The sequence below is a fragment of the Streptomyces sp. NPDC048600 genome (assembly GCF_055587025.1).
In genome coordinates, this window is the sequence record NZ_JBVJGZ010000013.1 from 116,780 (window position 1) to 139,304 (window position 22,525).

Below are 22,525 nucleotides of genomic sequence, written 5' to 3' on the forward strand. Positions count from 1 at the left end.
GGGCGGCGGCCGGGCCCGCAGCCGTCGGGTAGGGCGGCTTCGGAGGGCCGTCGGGTAGGACGGCCCCGGACGACGAGGTCCGACTACGGGGTCGGACCACGAGGTCGGACCACGAGGTCGGGTCGCGGGGGAGTACCGGCGCAGTGCCGGGGGAGTAAGGGGAGCGAGGGATCTCGGGGGCCTGGGCGGACGTCCTGCGCAGGGGGAGGAGCAGCGCACAGCGATGGGTGAGGTGTTCGCCGGCCGGTACGAACTGGCCGACCCGATCGGACGCGGAGGCGTCGGCGCCGTCTGGCGCGCCTGGGACCATCGTCGGCGCCGGTACGTGGCCGCCAAGGTGCTCCAGCAGCGCGATGCCCACTCGCTGCTGCGGTTCGTCCGCGAGCAGGCGCTGCGGATCGATCACCCCCATGTCCTCGCTCCCGCCAGCTGGGCCGCCGACGACGACAAGGTCCTGTTCACGATGGACCTGGTCGCCGGAGGGTCGCTGGTCCGCCTCGTCGGGGACTACGGCCCCCTGCCGCCCTCCTTCGTCGCCCTGCTGCTCGACCAGCTCCTCTCCGGCCTGGCCGCCGTGCACGCCGAGGGCGTGGTGCACCGCGACATCAAGCCCGCCAACCTGCTGCTGGAGGCCACCGGAACCGGGCGCCCCCGGCTACGGCTGTCCGACTTCGGCATCGCCATGCGGCTGGGCGAGCCACGCCTGACCGAGACCAACCTCGTGGTGGGCACGCCCGGTTATCTCGCCCCCGAACAACTCCTGGGCGCGGAGCCGGACTTCCCGTCCGACCTGTTCGCCGTCGGCCTGGTCGCGCTGTACCTCCTGGAGGGCGCCAAGCCGGACACCAAGGCCCTCGTCGACTACTTCACGGCCCATGGCACACCCGGCGCCCCCAAGGGCATTCCCGAGCCGCTGTGGCAGATCGTGGCGACCCTGCTGCAGCCGGACCCGCAGGCGCGCTTCCGCACCGCCAACGGAGCCCGCAAGGCACTCGCCTCCGCGACCGAGCTGCTGCCGGAGCCGGGAGTCGACGACGAACTGATCGAGATCTTCGACCAACTGGGGCCGCTGCCCTCGGGGTTCGGAGCCACTGGACCGCTCAAGCGGGCGCCGGGTGTGGAGGAGCCGTCGGGAGACACGTCGGGGACGACGGTCCGGGCCGGCCTCGCCGCCGGTTCTCCCCCTGCTTCCCCGGCCGCTCCTCCTGTGAGCGGGAGCGGCACCGGCTCAACCGGCTCCACCGGCTCTGTGCCGAGGGATCCCCGTCAGGGCCTGGGGTCGGTGCCGGACTCCGGTCGGCCCGGCAGTGGGCCGTCGGCGGACCCTGGTCGGCCCTCCGGCTCTCACGACAGCGGGTCCGCCGCTCAGGTCTCCATGTCGGACACGGGAAGCTTCCATCTGCCGCCTCCCGTGACGGCTTCCCGGCCGCAACCCTTCCCTCAGCCCTCGGACCCGGCCCAGCACCGGCCGCAGGCACCGACCAGTCCCCCGGCCCCCATGCCGTCCGGCATCCACCCCCGTCACCAGCGGATACACGGCGAGGATCAGCTCCCACAGGCTCCCCCGGCCCCGCCCCTCCCCGCCGAGGCGCCCTCCTTGCGGACGCCCCACCAACCCGCTCATGCCCCGTTCGCCCCTCAGCCGCTCAGCGATGCCTCCACTGCTTCGTACACCGCTCGGGACTCGCGGGTGCCCACTCCCGCGCAGGAGGATCCGCGGCCCGCGGCCGCCCCCGCTCCCCGCGGCGACGGCCAGCACCGCCGCCGTCGCCGTAGGCGCCCGGGGCCGCCCCCGGCCGTGACCGTCCCGGTCCTGCTGCTCGCGCTGGTCTGCTACGCCGTGGGCTTCTGGGCGCTGACGCGGATCTGAGCGGTTCGGCAGACCTGAACGGCAGGACGCATCTGGACGGCTGACACATCTGGACGGCTTCGCGAGCCGCGCGACGCCCGGAACGCGCCCTACCCCGCCCGCCGCCGCGCCGCAACCGTCCAGATCCCCAGCCCCGCCAGCAGAGCGGTGCCGCCGCCGAGGCCGCCCACCGCGAGGGCCGTCATCGCCGTGTCGTCGTCGGTCGCCTCGCGGGCCGTGTCCGTCCCCGACCCACCGCCCCCGGGCAGCGAGGGCAGCCCGCTCGCCCCCTCGGCCTCGAACAGCCCCTTCGGCTCCGACTCCCCCGCGTAGTCCGGCCCCGAGCGCGGCACACCCTCGACGCGCACGCGCAGGGTGAGGCCGAGAGCCTCGTCGCCGAAACGTTCTGCCACCTGGTCGGCGAGATGCACGACGAGGTAGTACGAACCCGCGAACCGCATGCCGCTGATCCGGTCGGACACGGCGAACCGGTTCTCGTGGGCCACCGGCGGCAGCGGGTCCAGTTCGGCGGACTGCTGCCGCCCGTAGTAGCCGACGCGTTCGTCCTCGACCGGACCGCGCACCGGGTTGTAGAGGGTCAGGTCGAGAGCGCCGGCCGTGGCACCGGACCCACCGGGCGAGCTGCCCAGTTCGGCGGTGGCGTACAGCTGCTGTCCCCAGCCCAGGGGCACCTCGTAGAAGAGGGTCTGTCCGGGCCGGACCTCGTCCTCCCAGACGCCCTGGCCGAGGCGGGTGGCCTGTGTGAAGCCCGCGCCGCCGGTACGGGGACTGGGGTCGCCGGTCAGACCGGAGGGCGGGGCGGAGTTCCAGGAGTCGGGCGCCTCGGTGGCCCCGGACCGCTCGAGCTTCGGCTCCGACACGGTGACCAGCTCCAGCTCCCACTCCTCCGGCGCGAACACCTCGTCGTCGGACTTCACCGCCTCGACGACCACGTAGTACGTCCCCGCCTCCTGGCAGCGTGAGCGGCGGGAGGTCAGTTCCCGCACGGCCCACGCGGTGAGCGGGCGGGCGCTGCGGACGCTGCCGAAGGTCTCGGTGTCCTGGTCGCAGACGCCGCCGTCGACGTCCTGGACCGACACCTTGATCCCGTCGAGCGTGGTGACGGAGGTGCCCGGCGGCGGGACCACCGTGGCCGCGACATAGGCGTCGGCGGCGGCGTCGAGGTCGAGGCGGTAGTACGCCTGCGTGGCGACCGCCACGCTGCTGCGGTAGGTGCCGCCCAGCCGCAGGCGCTCGGCGCCCGTGGTGCTCTGCGCCGCCGTGACGGGGAGGGCGTCGTCGGCGAAGGCGTAGCCGTCCGGGGTCCCGGCCGCGGCGGCGGGTTGCGCGTACGTCCCGGTCAGCGCGCCGAGAGCGGCGGCCACGCACACCATCGACGCGGCCACGCGCGCGCGTGCCGCCGAGAACGTGCGGGGGAGTGCGCTTGCCGGGAGCCGGCCGTGTTCCGCCCTCGTCGGCCACCAGCCCGTACGCCGCCCCATCGCGTGCCACCCCTCCTCGTCGGCCAGGGGCCCATCCTGCCGCGCGCCCCGGACACACAAAACCCCGACCGCACAGGCGGCCGGGGTCTGTTCGGAATCTTGAATTCTGGGACTCAGGAACCCGTGGGCACGGAGTCGGTCGCCTCCGTCCACAGATCCTGCTCGGCGCGATCCGCCTGGATCTGGCGGTACACGAGGAGCCCGCCGATGGCGGCCAGTGCGACCAGGAGAAGCTTCTTCACCGCGCGACCTCGTCTTTCGTTGACGTAGGGGACCTCTGGCGCCCGACTATACACACCGACCGATATCGATCGGTGACCTGTGTCCGGGCCTCAACTCCGTTCCGGGACAGCGCAGTAGACGGCCGGACACCATTGCGATCTGAGGGTGATCACACCTCCACGGACCGTGACATTTCATCCCGTCCACTGACCTTCCGATCCGAGCCCGGGCATTCCCAGGCCTTTTCCGGGGCCGCTGCGCCCATCCGGGTGGTGTTCATCTGACGATCGACGCGCCCCGGGCGTCGGTCCACCACTTCGCAGCCCGCATACACATCATGAGGAAAGTACGCAAATCGCCCAACCCGAAAGTGAGGTGTCATGGCCCGGAACAAGGTCATGCAGCTGTGGACCGCCTTCGTCACCGCCTTCCTCGCGCTGTGCACGGCGCTCGGTCTCGTCACCACCACCGCCGGTACGGCCTCGGCCGCGTCAGTACCGCAGAACGAGGGCGCCCGCAACACCGACGCCCCGCTCGCGGCGTCGGCGGCGATGTCGCTCTGGGCGGCCTGGTCCCAAGCCAGGTCACTGCCTCCCACGATGAAGCAGCGCATCCGCGCCGAGGCCCATGGCAAGACTCCGGGCTGCCGCACCCTCCCGCTCACGGACACCGAGGAAGCCGACGCACCGCAGACCGATTCCTGCGCCACTGGCCCAGAGTCCGACAGCCACACCGACGGCCGGAACGGCGGCTCCGCGGCCGGCAACACCCCCGGCTCCGCCGTCGGCAACTCCAGCGGCTCCGCGGCCGGCACCACCAGCGGTTCCCCGCTCAGCCGCACCATCGGCCGTACCGACAGCCCCGCCGGCCCCACCGTCAGCCACCAGGGCACCGTCACCGCCACGATCCCGCTCCAGCGCTGACCGCCGTGGCCCCGCAGACGCCCTGCCTCGCAGGATCACCCCCCGGACGAAGCCGGACGGCATCCCCGGATGCCCGCCTCACGCAAAGAAGCAGCACCGCCTCCCCGAAACGAAGCCGCACCCCTTCCCAGGCAGCCCGGCCCCGCAGATCGAAGCACCACCGCTCCCCCAGAGGCACGCTCCCGGCCCATCAGTACGACGCGCTCACCGTGACGCGCCCATGCCGTCACGGCTACCGGAATCACGCAGGACATCCGCGTACGTCACGCATGCACGCCATGCGCGTACGGCCCCTGCGCACGACTCCGCGCACCACACCCCCATGGGCAGGCCCGGCCGCACCCTTCGGCGTCCGGGCCTTCAAGCGCATCCGCGCCCGCTCGACGTAACTGCCCCTGCTCTCAGGCGAAGAGAGCGGGGCGCAAGCCAAGTGTCGAGCAACATGCGGTCACAGAGCACCAGTTCTCTACCTTCCGGCCCAACTCCCCACGCAGGGAACGCCTCTCAACGGGGAGGCGCCCTCGGCACGTCCTTCCCGGAACCGTAGGCTGATCATGACGAGCCGCCCATGACCGCCCGGTGGACCTCTCCCGCGTCACCCTGCCCCGCAACCGTACGGAGACGGCGTTCACCACCTATCCGGAAAGGTGGTGAAGGCCGCCGTGAACCGGCATGTCACCGTCCTCACCGCTGTCCACGCACCCTCCGCCCGCTTCCTCCCGGACGCCTACGACTCGCTGTGCGCCCAGGAGCTGCCACAGGGCTGGGAGTGGCACTGGCTGGTCCAGGAGGACGGCAGGACGGACACCGTCGCCCTGCATGTGCCCGACGACCCCCGGGTGACCTTCCGCCAGGGCCGCCCGGGACGCCCCGGCGGGCCCGGTGTGGCCCGCACGCTCGCGCTGGCGCACGCGGACGGCAGCTATGTGAAGGTCCTCGACGCCGACGACCGGCTCGCACCGGGCGCGCTCGCCCGCGACCTCGCCGCGCTGGAGGCCGACCGCACGATCGGCTGGGCCACCTCGCGCGCCCTGGACGTCCTGCCCGACGGCTCGACCGTGGGCTTCCCCGGCGACCCCGAGCCGGGCCCGATCACGCCCGGCACGGTCCTCGCCCACTGGAAGTCCCACGACTTCCGCGCCCCGGTCCACCCGGCCACGCTCTGCGTACGACGGGATCTGTTGCTCGCGCTCGGCGGCTGGATGGCGTTGCCCGCCTCGGAGGACACCGGCCTGCTGCTCGCTCTGGACGCGGTGAGCCGCGGGTGGTTCTCCGCCGAGGTGGGACTGCTCTACCGCAAGTGGGACGGTCAGGCGACCGGCCAGGAGGCCCATGTGGACCCTGCCGAGCGGGCCGCCCGCGCGGCTGTCGCGGAGGCGAGGGCGCTGGCCCTGACGGACCTGGGCTGGCGGCGACCGGAGTAGGCCCACCCCTCCACGGGGCAGCTCACACCCCGGCAGGGAGCTCACCCCTCGATGCGTATCGCCTGTGAAGGGCACTTCTCGGCGGCATCCCGCACCGACGGATCCTCCCCCGCGCCCTCCTGGCCCGGCAGCACGGCACCGAGGCCGTCGGAGACCGTGAACACCGCAGGCACCCGGTACGCGCAGTCGTTGGAGCCGTAGCAGAGCTCCGGGTCGATGGACACCTTCATGCGCGCTCCTGATCCTGGGACGGCCACGAGGGGTGACTGCCCAGGCCCTGGGTCGGCGAACCGGCGCTCAGCGGCCACCGGCGAGTGCCAGCCACTGCGCGACCCTCCGCAGTGTGGACTCGTCCAGCCGGTCCACGAGCGCCTCGACGGCCGACTGGTCCTCAGGCGTGAGGTCGTACAGGCCCGCGCCGCCCAGCCCCGCCATCAGGACCTGCTGACGGCGGTCGCCCATCCGCTCCACATGTTTCACGTGAAACAACGGCTCGGCGTCGCCCTCGGGAGCTTCCGGCGCGGCCGGGGTCTTCACCTCCGCGGTGAACCTCCGCCACTCTCCGCTCACCGGGCCCCACAGCTCCACGGCGGCCTCGTCACCGCGGGCCCGGAGCGTCTGGGTCATCTGGCCGGCGGCGTAGAGCACGGGCGCCCGGTACGGCGACTCGGCGCCCACGGCCCAGGAACCGTCGGAGGGCCGGTGGAACATCGCAACCCACCGGGGCGTACCCGGGGGCTGCGGACTGCGGGGACGCATCGGCATGGCACACCCCTTCGCGAGAAGCACGGCACCGACCGCACTGCCCGGAAGGTAACTGACGAGCCCTCAGATGCACAGTCCCATGGACGGCTCCGTTCGCCGCGGGACGCAAAAGGCCCGATCGCTGGCGACGGGGGATGCACCAGCGACCGGGCTGACAACAACCCTAACAAGGCTGTCAATGACGCGCCTCACCGCTCCCCGCAGGGCGACTCGTAGGACAGCCGCGGCAGGTACTCCCGCCATCGGTCCGGCGTCAGCACCCCGCGCGTGACCGCGCAGATCCGCTGGACGGCCGTGTCGACGTCGAGGTCCCACAGGCGCACGGTGTCGGTGCCGCTGGAGACCCCCAGCAGGTGGCTGCCAGGGCTGAAGGCCAGGAAGGTGCCGGTCCGGGCGTTGGGGCTCATCGACTGACCGATCGCCGAGGCGTCGGACGGGTCGGCCACGTCCCAGAGCCGGACCGTGTCGTCGTTGCCGCCGGAGGCGAGGGTCAGGCCGTCCGGGCTGAAGGTGAGCGACACGATGGCCTCGCTGTGCCCCTTGAGGGCGGACAGCGCGCCCGCCCGCAGCGGGTCTGCGATGTTCCACAGCCTTACGGTGTTGTCGTCGCTGCCCGCGGCCAGCGTGTGCCCGTCGGGGCTGTAGGCGAGGGCGTTCACCGGCCCTGAGTGCCCGGTCAGCGGCTTCCCCAGCTGGGCGGCCCGGCGCGGCTCGGCGACCCGCCACAGCCGGATCGCGCCGTCGGCGCCACCGCTGGCGAGCACCCGTCCGTCGGGGCTGAAGACGAGCGCGTTGACGTAGCCGGTGTGCCCGGTCAGGGGTGCGCCGAAGGGGCGCGGACGGGCCGGGTCGGAGACGTCCCACAGGCGCAGGGAGCGGTCCTCGTAGGCGGTCGCGAGGGTCCGGCCGTCCGGGCTGAAGGCCAGCGTGCCGGGCCCGGCGAACCGGGTGTGCAGCGCGAGCGGGCGACCGTGCGGCACCGGGTGGGAGGGGTCGGAGACGTCCCAGAGCTGTACGGCACTGCTGCCGGTGATCACCGCCAGCACCCGGCCGTCGGGCGAGAAGGCGAGGGACTGCGCGTCGCCCCGGGCGGGCAGGAACGGCTCACCGAGCAGAACGGGCCGCCCGGCCCGGCGTACGTCCCACAGCCGTACGCGTTCGTCGCGCGAGGACGTGGCCAGCACCCGCCCGTCCGGCCGGAAGGCGCCGATCCTGCCGATCATGTCCGAGGTGGGGATCGACCACAGCCGCACCCTGCTGTCGCCGCTTCCGGTCGCCAGGGTCCGTCCGTCGGGGCGGAACCCCACCGCGTACATCTCGCCGCTGCTGCCCGCGAGCGGCTCGCCGACCTGCGAGGGGAAGGCAGGGTTGCGCACGTTCCACAGGCTCGCCGTGGAGTCCGCGCTGCCCGCCGCGAGCATCGTCCCGTCCGGGCTGAACGCCACCGACCACACGGGCCCGGTGTGACCGGTCAGGGGCGCGCCGAGGGCCTTGGCTCCCGGAACGTCCCACAACTGGACGGTGTCGTCCCCGCTGCCGGAGGCGAGCGTGCGCCCGTCCGGGCTGAACGCCACCGAGTGCACGGTCCCCCGGTGCCCGGTCAGCGGCCCGCCGAGCGCCTCGGGCCGCCGCCGGTCGGCCATGTCCCACAGCCGTACGGTGTCGTCGTCGCCGCCGGTGGCGAGCGTACGGCCGTCCGGGCTGAAGGCGAGGGCGCGGACCGCCTCGGTGTGCCCGGTGACCGTGCCGAGCGGCTTCGGCCGGGCCGGGTCGGCGAGATCCCACAGACGGACGGCCCGGTCCTCGGTGGCGGCGGCCAGGGTGCGTCCGTCGGGGCTGAAGGCGAGCAGGTAGATCGTGCCGTCGTGGCCGGTCACGGGCGAGCCCAGCGGCTGGGGGCGGGCGGGGTCGCGTACGTCCCACATCCGGATGGTGCCGTCGTCCGCCGCGCTGGCGAGGACGTCTCCGCCGGGGGCGAACACGGCCGTGCTCACCCAGCTGGTGTGCCCGGTGAGCGGCTTGCCCAGGGGCTTCGGGCGGGTCGGGTCGGCGGTGTCCCACAGGCGGACGGTCCGGTCGTAGCTGGCGGTGGCGAGCACACGGCCGTCGGAGCGCCAGCTGGTCAGGTAGACGGCGCCCTTGTGGCCCTCCAGCGGGGTGGCGAGGGGGGCGTTGACGATGGAGACCAGCCGGTTGACGGTGCCCTCGTCGCCGGGGCGCAGCCGGTGGGCGACCAGGTCCAACTGGGCGGACAACGACGGGTCGGTGTACTGCACGCGGTCGGCCTCGGCCAGGACGTGCTCGAACACGGCGTCGTCGCGCTGCTGCCAGGCCACGATCGCCGAGCCCACCGCGACGACGGCGAGGACGAGCAGCGCCGCCACCGCGGTCCGGCTGATCCACACCGTGCGCCGGCGCAGCCGTACCGAGGCGGCCAGGAACTCCACCGCGCTGCGGGTCAGCAGCGTGTCCCCGGACGACTTCGCCCAGCCGTGGGCCTGCTCGAGCCGTGAGCCGCGGTAGAGCAGGGCGGTGTCGCGCCGGGAGTCCTCCCAGGCCCTGCCGTCCTCCTCCAGGCGCTGACGCAGCAGGTTGCCGGTGCGGTCCTCGTCGATCCAGTCGCGCAGCCGGGGCCAGGCGTGCAGCAGCGCCTCGTGGGTGATCTCCACGGTCTCGGCGTCCAGCGTCACCAGCCGGGCGCGGACCAGCGCCTCGAGGGACTCCTCGGTCTTGCCCGGGTCGGTGGACTCCTGGGCGAGCTGGCGCCGGGTGCCGCGGCGGCGGGTGGCCTGGGTGTCCTCGCCCAGCCGGACGAGCCGGAGCAGCAGCAGCCGGGCCGCCGTACGGGCCGCCGGGTCGAGCCCCGACCAGGCCCGCTCGGCGGTCGCGGCGACCGCGCCCTGGATACCGCCCGCCGCCCGGTAGCCGGCCAGGGTGAGCCTGCCGCCCTTGCGGCGCTGCCAGGTGGCGAGCAGGGCGTGCGACAGCAGCGGCAGGACGCCCGCGTCGTGCGCGCCGCGCGGGCCGTCGGCGCTCACCTCACGGACGATCAGCTCCGCGAGGCCGGGTTCGAGTTCCAGTCCGACCGCCTTCGCCGGTCCCGTGACCGCCTCCCGCAGCTCGGCGGTGGTCAGCGGGCCGAGCACCATGTGCCGGTGCTGAAGGGCGTCGGCCAGCTCCGGATACCGCAGGCACTGCTCGTAGAAGTCGGCGCGTATGCCCAGCACGACCAGGACGGGCGCCGTCCCGCCGGAGGGGCCGGGGGAGGCCGCGGCGTGCAGGGTCTGCACGAAGGTTCGCCGCACGCGGTCGTCGGAGCAGAGGGTGAAGGCCTCCTCGAACTGGTCCACGATGACGACGGGCCGCTCACCGGGTCCGGCCCACGCGGCCACCGCCCGGTGCACGGCCTCGGCGAAGCCCTCGGTGTCCGGCTCCGGCACGTCGGCGAGCCCGGGTACGCGGCGGGTCAGTTCGGCCAGTGGATCGGCGCCCGGCACGAACTGGAGGACCTCGCGCGCGTTCTCGGCGTCCTCCCGCAGCAGGGGCACGAGTCCGGCGCTCAGCAGCGAGGACTTGCCCGCCCCCGAGGCACCGACGAGCATCACCAGGCCGCCGCCGTCCGCCACCTCGCGCAACTGGGCGACCAGCGCGGCGGTGCTGCGCTCCCGGCCGAAGAACCAGCGGGCGTCCTGCCGCCGGTAGGACGCGAGCCCCCGGTAGGGACACACCCCGGAGACGGGCTGCTCCTGCTGGGGCTCCGGTTCCTCGGCGGGCGCGGCCGGACCGGCCAGCGCGCGCTCCCACAGCCGCTGCCACTGCGTCAGTTCGTACAGGCCGGGAGAGACGGGGGTGGGCCTGAGGCGCCGCGCCTGGGGTATCAGGACGTGCAGCACGGCGGCGAGGGCGGCGAACTGGGCGGGCACGTTCCGGGCGCGCCGCCAGTCGCTGATCCGCTGGGCGGAGACCCGTACCGGGCGCCCCCGTTCGTCGACCCGCTGCAGGCGCGCGACGGCCTCGGACACCCGCTTGAGCGGCGGATTGCCGGCCTCCCGGTAGAGCAGGGCGAGACGCTCGGCGAGGGCTGTGCGCGCCCCTGAGTCGCCACTCAAGGTGTCCACCCCTGGCTTCCCTCCGCGTCTGGACGTCCGGACCGGAAAACTCACTCTATACGGCTGACCTGCGACAAAACCCCGTTCCGGAGACCGGACGCTCCTCCTGGCAGTTCTCAGCAGGCAGGATCATGCTGCGCCCGCGAACGCGCCCGAGAGCCACGGTGCGAGCGGGCGGTCGCTCGATCCACGCCGGCCGGGTCGAACTCGAATCCCCGCGTCCGGCAGCGGTCCCCACGAGGGGAGGGACCGGTGCCGGACGAGGGGACCGGGTCAGAAGAGCGGACCGACGCCGACGCACCGCAATCGCCGCGAGGGTGACGTGGAACTCGCATGGAGAGGCACCGTCGGTGTCCAAGCCGTAAACGCAGATCGGGCGCCTCCCGTAGGGGAGACGCCCGATCTGCATCTGTGGGGCTAACAGGATTTGAACCTGTGGCCTCATCCTTATCAGGGATGCGCTCTAACCAACTGAGCTATAGCCCCGCCGCGCTTGCGGTGTGTGTCCCGCGCGCTGACTCCTGAAGATTAGCGCACGACCCGGGCAGTCCCAAAATCGGTTACCTGCGGCGACTCACTCGTCCTCGGCGAGCGTCAGCTCCACACCACCCACGAAGCCTGCGGACAGGTTGTAGATGAACGCACCGAGCGTGGCCAGCGCCGTCGCGAGGACGACGTCGATGACCGCGATGATCGTCGTGAACATCAGGACGTTCGGCAGCGACAGGAACGACTGCAGGTCGAAGCCGTTGGACTCGTTCGACCCGGTCGCCTCGGAGATGGTGCCGCCGACCGTCGAGAAGACGCCCATGGCGTCCATGACCATCCACAGCACCGCCGAGGCGACGATGGTGCAGATGCCGAGCGCGATGGAGAGCAGGAAGCTGACCTTCATCACGGACCACGGGTCGGCCTTGGCCACCCGCAGCCGGGCCTTGCGCACCCGCGGTGTGGTGCGCGCCCCGGTGCGCGGCCGGCGCACGCCGCCGGTGTCCCCGCCCTGGGTCTGGTAGGCCTGCGGCGGGTGATAGGGCCCCGCCTGCTGCTGCGGCTGCCGTTCGCCCGGCAGCGGGGAGCCCGCGTGCGGATCGGCTCCGGGTGCGGCCGGGCCCGCTCCAGCCGCGTACTGCTGGGTGTGCGGGCCTCGGGTGTCCGTCACAGTTCCCCCCTGGGATCCATGAGTGCCGTACGAGGACGAGGGCGCGTGGTGCGCGCCGCTGACGCCGTGCGCGGCGGAGCCACGGCCCGCGCCGTCCGTGCCGGTCGGGGTGCCGGCCGACGTACCGGACGACCCGGCGCCCGTGGCTCCGCTCACGATGACTCTCTCCTCGTGCTACTCGGCCGAGGGCGCTTCGCCCTCGTCCGTGCCGGTGGGCGTGGCGCCCTCGGCGGTCTCGTCCACGGCATCCTCGCCGTCGACCTCCTCCGCCTCGCGCCCCGCCTCGGCGTTGCGTGCGATACCGACCACGGCATCGCGCTTGCCAAGATTGATCAGTTGGACGCCCATGGTGTCACGGCCCGTCTCCCTGACCTCGTTGACTCGCGTACGAATCACACCGCCGCCGAGCGTGATGGCGAGGATCTCATCGGTCTCCTCGACCACCAGCGCACCGACGAGAGAACCGCGGTCCTCCACGATCTTGGCGGCCTTGATACCGAGGCCGCCGCGGCCCTGGACGCGGTACTCGTCGACAGGGGTCCGCTTCGCGTACCCGCCGTCGGTGGCAGTGAACACGAACGTACCGGGTCGAACAACATTCATCGAGAGCAGCTCGTCCCCCTCGCGGAAACTCATGCCCTTCACACCCGAGGTGGCACGGCCCATCGGACGCAGCGCGTCGTCGGTCGCGGTGAACCGGATCGACTGCGCCTTCCTGCTGATCAGCAGCAGATCGTCCTCGGCGGAGACCAGCTCGGCGCCGATCAGCTCGTCGTCGCTGCCGTCCTCGCGCTCGCGCAGATTGATGGCGATGACACCGCCGGAACGCGGGGAGTCGTAGTCCTTCAGCGGGGTCTTCTTCACCAGGCCCGCCTTGGTCGCCAGGACCAGGTAGGGCACCGCGTCGTAGTCGCGGATCGCGAGGATCTCGGCGATCGCCTCGTCCGGCTGGAAGGCCAGCAGGTTGGCGACGTGCTGGCCGCGGGCGTCCCGGCCGGCGTCCGGCAGCTCGTAGGCCTTGGCCCGGTACACCCGGCCCTTGTTGGTGAAGAACAGCAGCCAGTGGTGCGTGGTGGAGACGAAGAAGTGGTCGACGATGTCGTCTTCCTTCAGCTTCGCCCCGCGCACGCCCTTGCCGCCGCGCTTCTGGGCGCGGTAGTCGTCCGCCTTCGTGCGCTTGACGTAGCCGCCGCGCGTGACGGTGACGACGATGTCCTCCTCGGCGATGAGGTCCTCGATGGACATGTCACCGTCGTAGGGGATCAGCTGGGTCTTGCGGTCGTCGCCGTACTTCTCGACGATCGCCGCCAGCTCCTCGCTGACGATGCCCCGCTGACGCACCGGCGAGGCCAGGATCGCGTTGTACTCGGTGATCTTCGCCTGGAGCTCGTCGTGCTCCTGGATGATCTTCTGGCGCTCCAGGGCCGCCAGCCGGCGGAGCTGCATCTCCAGGATCGCGTTGGCCTGGATCTCGTCGATCTCCAGCAGGTCCATCAGGCCGTGCCGGGCGATGTCCACGGTGTCGCTGCGCCGGATCAGCGCGATGACCTCGTCGATGGCGTCCAGGGCCTTCAGCAGACCGCGCAGGATGTGCGCGCGCTCCTCGGCCTTGCGCAGCCGGAAACGCGTACGGCGGACGATGACCTCGATCTGGTGCTGCACCCAGTGGCGGATGAAGGCGTCCAGGGACAGCGTGCGCGGCACGCCGTCGACCAGCGCCAGCATGTTGGCGCCGAAGTTCGTCTGCAGGTCGGTGTGCTTGTAGAGGTTGTTCAGCACGACCTTGGCGACCGCGTCCCGCTTCAGGACGATCACCAGGCGCTGGCCGGTGCGGCTCGACGTCTCGTCGCGGACGTCGGCGATGCCGCCGATCTTGCCGTCCTTGACCAGGTCGGCGATCTTCTGGGCCAGGTTGTCGGGGTTGACCTGGTACGGCAGCTCCGTGACCACCAGGCACTGGCGGTTCTGGATCTCCTCGACCTCGACGACCGCGCGCATGGTGATCGAGCCGCGGCCCGTGCGGTAGGCCTCCTCGATGCCCTTGCGGCCCACGACCAGCGCGCCGGTCGGGAAGTCCGGGCCCTTGATGCGCTCGACGAGGGCGTCCAGCAGGTCCTCGTGGGACGCCTCGGGGTTCTCCAGGTACCACTGGGCACCGGCCGCGACCTCGCGCAGGTTGTGCGGCGGGATGTTGGTCGCCATGCCGACCGCGATACCGGCGGAGCCGTTGATCAGCAGGTTCGGGAAGCGGGCGGGCAGGACGGTCGGCTCCTGGGAGCGGCCGTCGTAGTTGTCCGTGAAGTCGACGGTCTCCTCGTCGATGTCGCGGACCATCTCCATCGACAGCGGCGCCATCTTGCACTCGGTGTAGCGCATGGCGGCCGCCGGGTCGTTGCCCGGGGAGCCGAAGTTGCCGTTGGAGTCGACGAGCGGCATCCGCATCGCCCAGGGCTGCGCGAGGCGGACCAGGGCGTCGTAGATGGAACTGTCGCCGTGCGGGTGGTAGTTGCCCATGACGTCGCCGACCACGCGGGCGCACTTGTAGAAGCCGCGCTCGGGGCGGTAGCCGCCGTCGTACATCGCGTACAGCACGCGCCGGTGGACGGGCTTGAGGCCGTCACGGACGTCGGGCAGCGCGCGGGAGACGATGACGGACATCGCGTAGTCGAGATACGAGCGCTGCATCTCGGTCTCGAGCCCGACGGGCTCGACGCGCAGCGAGAGTGCCTCTTCGCCCGGCGTCACGGGAGTGTTCTCGTCGGTCATTGCTGGTGAGGATCCTTCCTGGTGCGGTCAGCTGAGACCGACTCAGATGTCGAGGAAGCGGACGTCCTTGGCGTTGCGCTGGATGAACTGGCGGCGCGCCTCGACGTCCTCGCCCATCAGGACCGAGAACAGGTCGTCGGCCTGGGCGGCGTCGTCGAGGGTGACCTGGCCCAGGACGCGGTGCTCCTGGTCCATGGTCGTCACGCGCAGCTCCTCGGCGTTCATCTCGCCGAGGCCCTTGAAGCGCTGGATGGAGTCCTCGCGGATGCGCTTGCCGCGCTGGCGGCCCATCTCGATCAGGGCGTCGCGCTCGCGGTCGGAGTAGGCGTACTCCAGGTCCTCGCGGCCCCACTTGATCTTGTACAGCGGGGGACGCGACAGGTAGACGTGGCCGGCCTCGACCAGCGGCCGCATAAAGCGGAACAGGAAGGTCAGCAGCAGGGTGTTAATGTGCTGGCCGTCGACGTCGGCGTCCGCCATCAGGATGATCTTGTGATAGCGGAGCTTCTCGATGTCGAAGTCCTCGTGCACGCCGGTGCCGAAGGCGGAGATCAGCGCCTGGATCTCCTGGTTCTGAAGGATCTTGTCGATCCGGGCCTTCTCGACGTTCAGGATCTTGCCGCGGATCGGGAGGATCGCCTGTACCTCGGGGTTGCGGCCGGACTTGGCCGAACCGCCGGCGGAGTCGCCCTCGACGATGAAGATCTCGCACTTGGTGGGGTCGTTCGACTGGCAGTCGGAGAGCTTGCCCGGCAGGGACGCGGTCTCCAGCAGGCCCTTGCGGCGGGTGAGGTCGCGCGCCTTGCGGGCCGCCACGCGCGCGGTGGCCGCCTGGATGCCCTTGCGGACGATGTCCGCCGCCTCGTTCGGGTTGCGGTCCAGCCAGTCGTTGAGGTGCTCGTAGACGGCCTTCTGCACGAAGGTCTTCGCCTCGGTGTTGCCCAGCTTGGTCTTGGTCTGGCCCTCGAACTGCGGCTCGCTCAGCTTGACCGAGATGATCGCCGTCAGACCCTCGCGGATGTCGTCACCCGTGAGGTTGTCGTCCTTCTCGCGCAGCAGCTTCTTGTCGCGCGCGTACTTGTTGATCAGGTTGGTCAGCGCGGCGCGGAAGCCCTCTTCGTGGGTACCGCCCTCGTGCGTGTGGATGATGTTCGCGAACGAGTAGACGCCCTCGGTGTAGCTGCTGTTCCACTGCATCGCGACCTCGATGGAGAGGTGCTTCTCCTTGTCCTCGGCCTCGAGGTCGATGACGGAGGGGTGGACCAGCTCTCCCTTGCGGGAGTTGAGGTACTTCACGAAGTCGACGATGCCGCCTTCGTAGTGGTACGAGACGGTCTTGACCTCGGCCTTCTCGTCACCGCCCGCCTCGTCGGCGCCCGAGGTGGCCTTGGCCGACTCGCGCTCGTCGGTGAGCTTGATGGTCAGGCCCTTGTTGAGGAAGGCCATCTCCTGGAAACGCCGGGACAGCGTCTCGAAGGAGTACTCCGTGGTCTCGAAGATGTCCGGGTCGGCCCAGAAGGTCACCGACGTGCCGGAGTCCTCGACCGCCTCGTGCTTGACGAGGGGGGCGGTCGGGACGCCCATCTTGTAGTCCTGCGTCCAGCGGAAGCCGTCGCGCTTGATCTCGACGCTCACCTTGGTGGACAGGGCGTTGACGACCGAGACGCCGACGCCGTGCAGACCACCGGAGACCGCGTAGCCGCCGCCGCCGAACTTGCCGCCCGCGTGCAGCACGGTGAGCACGACCTCGACGGCGGGCTTCTTCTCGACGGGGTGGATGTCCACCGGGATGCCACGGCCGTTGTCGATCACGCGCACGCCGCCGTCGGCGAGGATCGTGACGTCGATCGTGTCCGCGTGCCCGGCCAGCGCCTCGTCGACGGAGTTGTCGACGACCTCCTGCACCAGGTGGTGCAGGCCGCGCTCACCGGTCGAGCCGATGTACATGCCCGGCCGCTTGCGGACCGCGTCCAGACCTTCGAGGACGGTGATCGCGCTAGCGTCGTACGCCGTGCCTGAGGCCTCAGCAACTCCGGCCGGGGCCTCGGTGGACGGGATGTTCTCGTTGGGGTTGCCGGAATCGGCCACGAAGCGCCCTTTCTGGCACAGCACGAGCCGAGCTCGTCGGCGGTTGCCGGAGCGGCTGCGGCATGTTGCGTTGGTAAGCCTTGATCAGCGTTGCTCAGCTTCTCCCGGGCGTCCCCCACTGTGCGGGGCGGGATTGTCTTCCAGTCTACCGGTAGCACTGACACTGATGGGGGTTTGCCGGTACCTGAGTCCGCATGTGCCGCCCTGAACCCGGCTCGGAGGACTCCCGATATGCGGATGGGGGCTCCAAGAGGCTCACGGAGCCATTCAGCGCTTCGACCCGTCAACCCTTCGCTACTCGCGGGTCAGGTCGGGATTCGCACCCGCGTGCGGTTGCGCGGCACAGCGGAGCAGTCGGCCGAAAACGGGCCCCGCCAAGTCGGCGATGTGAAGTCCGTCACTCACTCTCCACAGGGGTGGGCCGGCACCCCGGAACGGGCCCGAGAAACAGCGCGAACAGCCACAACGCCACCACCTCCCGCCCGACCACGGCCCTCGACAGCGGCGCGGGGAACTGCGCAAACCCCCCATACAACGCCGCAGACACCAGGAAGGGGTGCGGGGAACTGCGCGAACCACCACGACGCGGCCGCACCCGCCCGGCCACAGCGGCAGGCGGACCCGCGCACCCGCCGCTCACCCGTACGTGTCGCCCGGCCCCGTGCTCCCCGGCGCCCGCAGCGGCCCGTACCGGCGGGGCCCGCCACCGGGCCCCATGACCTTCAGGAGCCGCACCGCGCCCTGCCCGAGATCCTGGTTCAGCCGGGCGACCAACGTCGGCGCGAGCAGCCGCAGATTCGTCGCCCATGCCGTCGAGTCGCAGCGCACCACCAGGACCCGCTCGTCCTCGTCGTAGCGCTCGGGCACACAGTGCTTGGCCACGTCCTCACCGACGATCTGCGGCCAGCGCCCCATGACACCGCCCACCGCCGCCGGCGTCTCCCAGCCACGCTCGCTGATCAGCCGGTTGATCGCGGAGCCCAGCGCCATCGGGTCCCGGCCGTCGGCGCGGGCGCCGGACCGCAGTCCTCCGCGCCGCGCCTGCTTCTTCTGCTGGGCCGCGTCCCCACGCGCGCGTGCCGCCTCCTTCGCGGCGCGCAGCGCCACGCGCGCGAGGTCGACGCCGGACGGCTCGGGCGTCCTGGGCCGGTCGGACTCGCTCATCCGCGCACCTCCCGCGAGGCGGGCACCAGGACGCTCATACGCGCTCCACCGTCCCGCCCGACACCGTGTACCGCGCGCCGGTCAGCACGTGCGGCACGTCGTCGTCCACCGCCGCCGTCACCAGCACCTGCTCGCCCGGCGCCACCAGTTCCGCCAGCCGCTCCCGCCGCCGGGCGTCGAGCTCGGCGAACACGTCGTCGAGGATCAGCACCGGCTCGTTGCCCTCGGCCCTCAACAGGTCGTAGGAGGCCAGCCGCAGCGCCAGCGCGTAGGACCAGGACTCGCCGTGCGAGGCGTACCCCTTGGCGGGCAGCTGGCCGAGCTTGAGCTGGAGATCGTCCCTGTGCGGTCCCACGAGGGTCACGCCCCGCTCGACCTCCTGCTTGCGCGCCTCCGCGAGCGCCGCCATCAGCTGGGCGTAGAGGTCCTCGCGCGTGTGGGCCTCGCCGGGCGCCGACGGCTTGTAGTCCAGCGAGAGCGGACCTCCTCCGGGCGCCAGCTGCTCGTAGGCCTTGTCGGCCAGCGGCTGGATCGCCGCGATCAGGTCCAGGCGCTGCGCGAGCAACTCGGCGCCCGCGCGCGCGAGATGCTGGTCCCACACGTCGAGTGTGGACAGGTCCATCGACCGTCCGCCGTGCCGGCGGGCCAGCGCGGTCGTCTTCAGCAGGGTGTTGCGCTGCTTGAGCACCCGCTCGTAGTCCGAGCGCACCCCGGCCATCCGCGGAGAGCGCGCGGTGATCAGCTCGTCCAGGAACCGCCGCCGCTCACCGGGGTCCCCCTTGACCAGCGCCAGATCCTCCGGCGCGAACAGCACCGTCCGTACGATGCCCAGCACGTCACGGGGTCTGACCTGCGAGGACCGGTTGATGCGGGCGCGGTTGGCCTTGCCCGGGTTCAGCTCGAGCTCGACCAGTTGCTGCCGCTCGCCCTGCCGCACCTGTGCCCGGATCACCGCCCGGTCGGCGCCCATGCGCACCAGGGGCGCGTCGGAGGCCACACGGTGGCTGCCGAGGGTGGCGAGATAGCCCACGGCCTCGACGAGGTTCGTCTTCCCCTGGCCGTTCGGCCCGACGAAGGCGGTGACGCCCGGGTCGAGCGGAACCTCGACCCGGGCGTACGAGCGGAAGTCGGCCAGCGACAGATGCGTGACGTGCATGGTCGTTCGCCGACCTCCCCCAGCTTCCCGGTGTTGCCTGTCCGCTCCCGAAGACATGCTCCGGGAGGGTGCTACTTCTTCTCGACCGCGTGGCCGCCGAACTGGTTGCGCAGCGCCGCGATCATCTTCATCTGCGGAGAGTCGTCCTGGCGGGAGGCGAACCGCGCAAACAGTGAGGCCGTGATCGCGGGCAGCGGCACGGCGTTGTCGATCGCCGCCTCGACCGTCCAGCGGCCCTCGCCGGAGTCCTGCGCGTAGCCGCGCAGCCCGGCCAGGTGCTCGTCGTCGTCGAGGGCGTTGACGGCCAGGTCCAGCAGCCAGGAGCGGATGACGGTGCCCTCCTGCCAGGAGCGGAAGACCTCGCGGACGTTCTCCACGGAGTCGACCTTCTCCAGCAGCTCCCATCCCTCGGCGTAGGCCTGCATCATCGCGTACTCGATGCCGTTGTGGACCATCTTCGCGAAGTGGCCCGCGCCGACCTTGCCGGCGTGCACCGCGCCGAAGTCGCCCTCGGGCTTGAGCGCGTCGAAGACCGGCTGCACCTTGGCGACGTTCTCCGCGTCGCCGCCGTACATCAGCGCATAGCCGTTCTCCAGGCCCCAGACGCCGCCCGAGACACCGCAGTCGACGAAGCCGATGCCCTTGGCGGCCAGCTCCTCGGCGTGCTTCTCGTCGTCCGTCCAGCGGGAGTTGCCGCCGTCGACGACGACGTCCCCGGGCTCCAGCAGCTCGCCGAGCTCGTCGATGGTGGACTGCGTGGCCCCGCCGGCCGGGACCATCACCCAGACGACGCGCGGAGCGCTGAGCTTGCCCACAAGCTCTTCCAGGCTGTGGACATCCGCGAGGTCCGGGTTGCGGTCGTATCCGACGACGGTGTGGCCCGCGCGGCGGATCCGCTCGCGCATGTTGCCGCCCATCTTGCCGAGGCCGACGAGACCGAGCTCCATCAGTTGTTCCTTAGGTTGCTGTGGCGTGGCAGGCACCTTCGTACCTGTGTCCGAGCCTAAACCCGGACGGTCACGCACACCTGTGGGCATACCCGCTCATACGAACACCCACAGGCGCCGCCCCACCTGCGAGTTCTCCCCACAGGCCGGGGACTTTTCCCACGGCCTGTGGACAACCCCTCGCGGGCGACGGAGGCTCAGCCGCTGAGGCGCACCGGCATGATCAGGTACTTGTACGCGTCGTCCGCCTCCGCGTCGAGCGCCGGCTTGCCGCTGAGCAGCGCGGGCTTCGTGGAGGTCGTGAAGGACAGCTGCGCCACCGGGGAGTCGATCGCGCTCAGACCGTCCAGCAGGAAGGTCGGGTTGAAGGCGATCGAGATGTCGTCGCCGTCCAGCTGGGCGTCGACCCTTTCCACAGCCTGTGCGTCGTCGCTGGAACCGGCCTCCAGGATCAGCACCCCCTGCTCGAAGCTGAGGCGCACCGGGGTGTTCCGCTCGGCGACCAGGGCCACACGCTTGACGGCCTCCACGAAGGGCGCGGTCTCGATCACCGCGACGGAGTTGAACTCCGTCGGGAACAGCGTGCGGTACTTGGGCAGGTCACCTTCCAGCAGGCGGGTCGTCGTACGACGGCCGGCGCCCTCGAAGCCGATCAGGCCCTCGCCGGAGCCCGAGCCGGACAGCGCCAGGATCACGCTGTCGCCGCTGGTGAGCGCCTTGGCGGTGTCCAGGAGCGTCTTGGCGGGCACCAGGGCGACCGCGGAGGCGTCCGGGTTCTCCGGCTTCCACAGGAACTCGCGGACCGCGAAGCGGTAGCGGTCGGTGGAGGCCAGCGTCACGGTGTCGCCCTCGATCTCGATGCGCACACCGGTCAGGACGGGCAGCGTGTCGTCACGGCCGGCCGCGATGGCGACCTGGGAGACGGCGGAGGCGAAGACCTCGCCGGGAACCGTGCCGGTCGCGTTCGGCATCTGCGGCAGCGCCGGGTACTCCTCCACGGGCAGGGTGTGGAGCGTGAACCGCGAGGAGCCGCAGACCACGGTCGCCCGTACACCGTCTGTGGAAATCTCCACCGGCCGGTTGGGGAGGGCGCGGGAGATGTCCGCCAGCAGCCGGCCCGAGACGAGGACGGTGCCCTCCTCGTCGACCTCCGCCTCGACGCTGACCCGTGCCGAGACCTCGTAGTCGAAGCTCGACAGGCTCAGCTGGCCCTCCTCGGCCTTCAGCAGGAGGCCGGCGAGGACAGGCGCCGGTGGACGGGCCGGGAGGCTGCGCGCCGCCCAGGCCACTGCCTCCGCGAGTACGTCGCGTTCCACCCGGATCTTCACCGTAAGCCGCCTCCTGCTGTTGCCGGCGCTTCCCGCCCTGCTTCGTCGCTGTCCCGGTGTCGCCGGCCACTGGGACGGGCAGGACACCGGGGACCAGTCTGACGCACGCCACTGACAGTCGGCGCCCCTCGGGGTCAAGTCGTGACGAGGGACGGTCGGACGCCGGAGAGCGAGTTGTGCACAGGCCCCGCTTCAAAGCGATTCCCGGACTCTCTCTAGTCGGGAGTAGTAGTAGGGCCTGTGGATACCGTGGATAACCCTGTTTTCGCAGGTCAGGGCCCAAATTTTGTCCCCAGGCCCTGTGGGTGGAGGCGGTGGACAACTGGGGTCATCTGTGGAGAACAGAAAGTTCTGCACACCCCATGCACAGGGTGGGGCGAGTTCTCCCCAGCGTCGTCCCCAGCTTTACCCATCTTTCCCACAGGGCAACCCGGCAACTTCGTGTGACGGCTTTCACTCGACCCGGTGGGCGGGGCCTCCGGGTTGCCGAACAGTGGACAGACATGTGGAGAAGCCGGGAATCATTGGGGACAACCGGCCTCAGCCTGTGGGTTGTCGGTGGAAAACCTTGTGCACAGGCTGTGGACGGAGGAGTTCTCCACAGTCTGTGGAGAACTTTCATCCACCAATCCACAGGCAGGTGACCTGGTCTGATGTTCCTTCAACAGGGTCCGCTGTGGATGCCGTTCGGGACAACTCCACAGTCCCCAGTGTGTGGACGGAAGAAAGTCGCCGAATCTGTGGAGGGTGGCCGTAACCCGGCTCGAATTCGAACAGTGAATGACTCGGCGGAAACACGAAGGGCGCCCCGGGAATCGCTCCCGAGGCGCCCTTGGAGCGCTTCCGGTGGGTCGTGAGGGTCGTTTCCGAGGCATCGTCGAGCGTCCGGACGGCTCTGCGTGAGGCGGTCCTGGAGCGGGCTGCGAGGGCTCGGAGGCTCTGGACGCGCGGCCGAGCGCCCGGCCCCGGAAGGTGGTGCAGGGGCCGGGCGCCGGAGGCGTGTGGGGTCGGAGTGCCCGGTGCCGGCTGTGCGGACCGGGTGGCGTGTCTGGGCCGGAGCGCCCGGTGTGAGGCTCCGTGGACCTGGTGGCGTGTCTGAGCCGGAGCGCCCGGTGTGAGGCTC

Annotated in this window: 15 protein-coding genes and 1 tRNA gene; 3 read left to right on the forward strand and 13 right to left on the reverse strand. The window is 71.2% G+C overall.

The window, feature by feature from the left end; all coding sequences use genetic code 11:
• Window positions 1-223: 223 nt before the first annotated feature.
• On the forward strand, window positions 224-1,870 hold the full coding sequence (locus tag ACZ6SQ_RS19400; RefSeq protein WP_469563387.1) for a serine/threonine-protein kinase: 1,647 nt from the start codon (window positions 224-226) through the stop codon (window positions 1,868-1,870).
• An 89-nt stretch (window positions 1,871-1,959) separates the two neighbouring features.
• Here ACZ6SQ_RS19400 and ACZ6SQ_RS19405 read toward each other — a convergent pair whose 3' ends face one another.
• Both ACZ6SQ_RS19405 and ACZ6SQ_RS19410 read right to left on the reverse strand, forming a co-directional pair.
• Complete coding sequence (locus tag ACZ6SQ_RS19405; protein ID WP_469563595.1) at window positions 1,960-3,243, reverse strand: hypothetical protein; 1,284 nt, start codon at window positions 3,241-3,243, stop codon at window positions 1,960-1,962.
• A 221-nt stretch (window positions 3,244-3,464) separates the two neighbouring features.
• Window positions 3,465-3,593 carry a DLW-39 family protein gene (locus ACZ6SQ_RS19410; protein WP_003999697.1) on the reverse strand — a complete coding sequence of 43 codons (129 nt, stop codon included), beginning with the start codon at window positions 3,591-3,593 and terminating at the stop codon, window positions 3,465-3,467.
• Between the two features lie 360 nt (window positions 3,594-3,953).
• Between ACZ6SQ_RS19410 and ACZ6SQ_RS19415 the strand changes: the two genes are divergently transcribed.
• Both ACZ6SQ_RS19415 and ACZ6SQ_RS19420 read left to right on the forward strand, forming a co-directional pair.
• Entirely contained in the window at window positions 3,954-4,496 is a 543-nt protein-coding gene (locus ACZ6SQ_RS19415) for a DUF6344 domain-containing protein (RefSeq protein WP_469563390.1), read from the forward strand.
• Window positions 4,497-5,158: 662 nt separating this feature from the next.
• Entirely contained in the window at window positions 5,159-5,920 is a 762-nt protein-coding gene (locus ACZ6SQ_RS19420) for a glycosyltransferase family 2 protein (protein WP_469563393.1), read from the forward strand.
• Between the two features lie 41 nt (window positions 5,921-5,961).
• Here the strand turns inward: ACZ6SQ_RS19420 and ACZ6SQ_RS19425 are convergent, their stop codons facing one another.
• From ACZ6SQ_RS19425 to dnaN, 11 genes are all read right to left on the reverse strand, one after another.
• A complete protein-coding gene (locus ACZ6SQ_RS19425) occupies window positions 5,962-6,150 on the reverse strand; it encodes a ferredoxin (RefSeq protein WP_389324282.1) in 189 nt (62 codons plus the stop codon).
• A gap of 67 nt (window positions 6,151-6,217) precedes the next feature.
• Window positions 6,218-6,631, reverse strand: coding sequence for a hypothetical protein (locus tag ACZ6SQ_RS19430; protein ID WP_469563396.1), 414 nt, complete (start codon window positions 6,629-6,631; stop codon window positions 6,218-6,220).
• A gap of 242 nt (window positions 6,632-6,873) precedes the next feature.
• Complete coding sequence (locus tag ACZ6SQ_RS19435; RefSeq protein ID WP_469563401.1) at window positions 6,874-10,803, reverse strand: NACHT and WD repeat domain-containing protein; 3,930 nt, start codon at window positions 10,801-10,803, stop codon at window positions 6,874-6,876.
• Window positions 10,804-11,206: 403 nt separating this feature from the next.
• Window positions 11,207-11,280, reverse strand: a tRNA-Ile gene (locus ACZ6SQ_RS19440).
• Between the two features lie 88 nt (window positions 11,281-11,368).
• The gene (locus tag ACZ6SQ_RS19445) at window positions 11,369-12,109 is read right to left on the reverse strand and encodes a DUF3566 domain-containing protein (RefSeq protein ID WP_469563404.1); all 741 of its coding nucleotides are present in this window, start codon (window positions 12,107-12,109) and stop codon (window positions 11,369-11,371) included.
• A gap of 18 nt (window positions 12,110-12,127) precedes the next feature.
• The gene (gyrA, locus tag ACZ6SQ_RS19450) at window positions 12,128-14,719 is read right to left on the reverse strand and encodes a DNA gyrase subunit A (protein WP_469563406.1); all 2,592 of its coding nucleotides are present in this window, start codon (window positions 14,717-14,719) and stop codon (window positions 12,128-12,130) included.
• A gap of 42 nt (window positions 14,720-14,761) precedes the next feature.
• The gene (gyrB, locus tag ACZ6SQ_RS19455; protein ID WP_469563409.1) at window positions 14,762-16,831 is read right to left on the reverse strand and encodes a DNA topoisomerase (ATP-hydrolyzing) subunit B; all 2,070 of its coding nucleotides are present in this window, start codon (window positions 16,829-16,831) and stop codon (window positions 14,762-14,764) included.
• 612 nt (window positions 16,832-17,443) lie between these two features.
• Window positions 17,444-17,971 (reverse strand): DciA family protein, encoded by a 528-nt coding sequence (locus tag ACZ6SQ_RS19460; RefSeq protein WP_469563412.1) that lies wholly within the window; start codon window positions 17,969-17,971, stop codon window positions 17,444-17,446.
• Window positions 17,972-18,005: 34 nt separating this feature from the next.
• Complete coding sequence (recF, locus tag ACZ6SQ_RS19465; RefSeq protein WP_469563415.1) at window positions 18,006-19,127, reverse strand: DNA replication/repair protein RecF; 1,122 nt, start codon at window positions 19,125-19,127, stop codon at window positions 18,006-18,008.
• Between the two features lie 71 nt (window positions 19,128-19,198).
• A complete protein-coding gene (gene gnd, locus ACZ6SQ_RS19470; RefSeq protein ID WP_469563418.1) occupies window positions 19,199-20,074 on the reverse strand; it encodes a phosphogluconate dehydrogenase (NAD(+)-dependent, decarboxylating) in 876 nt (291 codons plus the stop codon).
• Between the two features lie 197 nt (window positions 20,075-20,271).
• Complete coding sequence (gene dnaN / locus ACZ6SQ_RS19475) at window positions 20,272-21,402, reverse strand: DNA polymerase III subunit beta (protein WP_386377898.1); 1,131 nt, start codon at window positions 21,400-21,402, stop codon at window positions 20,272-20,274.
• Window positions 21,403-22,525: the final 1,123 nt, after the last annotated feature.

What these genes read in the sequence shown, in the direction of transcription:
- ACZ6SQ_RS19400 (WP_469563387.1), top strand. Translation starts at nt 224, where the DNA reads ATGGGTGAGGTGTTCGCCGGCCGGTACGAACTGGCCGACCCGATCGGA.
- ACZ6SQ_RS19405 (WP_469563595.1), bottom strand. Translation starts at nt 3,243, where the DNA reads ATGGTGTGCGTGGCCGCCGCTCTCGGCGCGCTGACCGGGACGTACGCG.
- ACZ6SQ_RS19415 (WP_469563390.1), top strand. Translation starts at nt 3,954, where the DNA reads ATGGCCCGGAACAAGGTCATGCAGCTGTGGACCGCCTTCGTCACCGCC.
- ACZ6SQ_RS19425 (WP_389324282.1), bottom strand. Translation starts at nt 6,150, where the DNA reads ATGAAGGTGTCCATCGACCCGGAGCTCTGCTACGGCTCCAACGACTGC.
- ACZ6SQ_RS19430 (WP_469563396.1), bottom strand. Translation starts at nt 6,631, where the DNA reads ATGTTCCACCGGCCCTCCGACGGTTCCTGGGCCGTGGGCGCCGAGTCG.
- gyrA (WP_469563406.1), bottom strand. Translation starts at nt 14,719, where the DNA reads ATGACCGACGAGAACACTCCCGTGACGCCGGGCGAAGAGGCACTCTCG.
- ACZ6SQ_RS19460 (WP_469563412.1), bottom strand. Translation starts at nt 17,971, where the DNA reads ATGAGCGAGTCCGACCGGCCCAGGACGCCCGAGCCGTCCGGCGTCGAC.
- recF (WP_469563415.1), bottom strand. Translation starts at nt 19,127, where the DNA reads ATGCACGTCACGCATCTGTCGCTGGCCGACTTCCGCTCGTACGCCCGG.
- gnd (WP_469563418.1), bottom strand. Translation starts at nt 20,074, where the DNA reads ATGGAGCTCGGTCTCGTCGGCCTCGGCAAGATGGGCGGCAACATGCGC.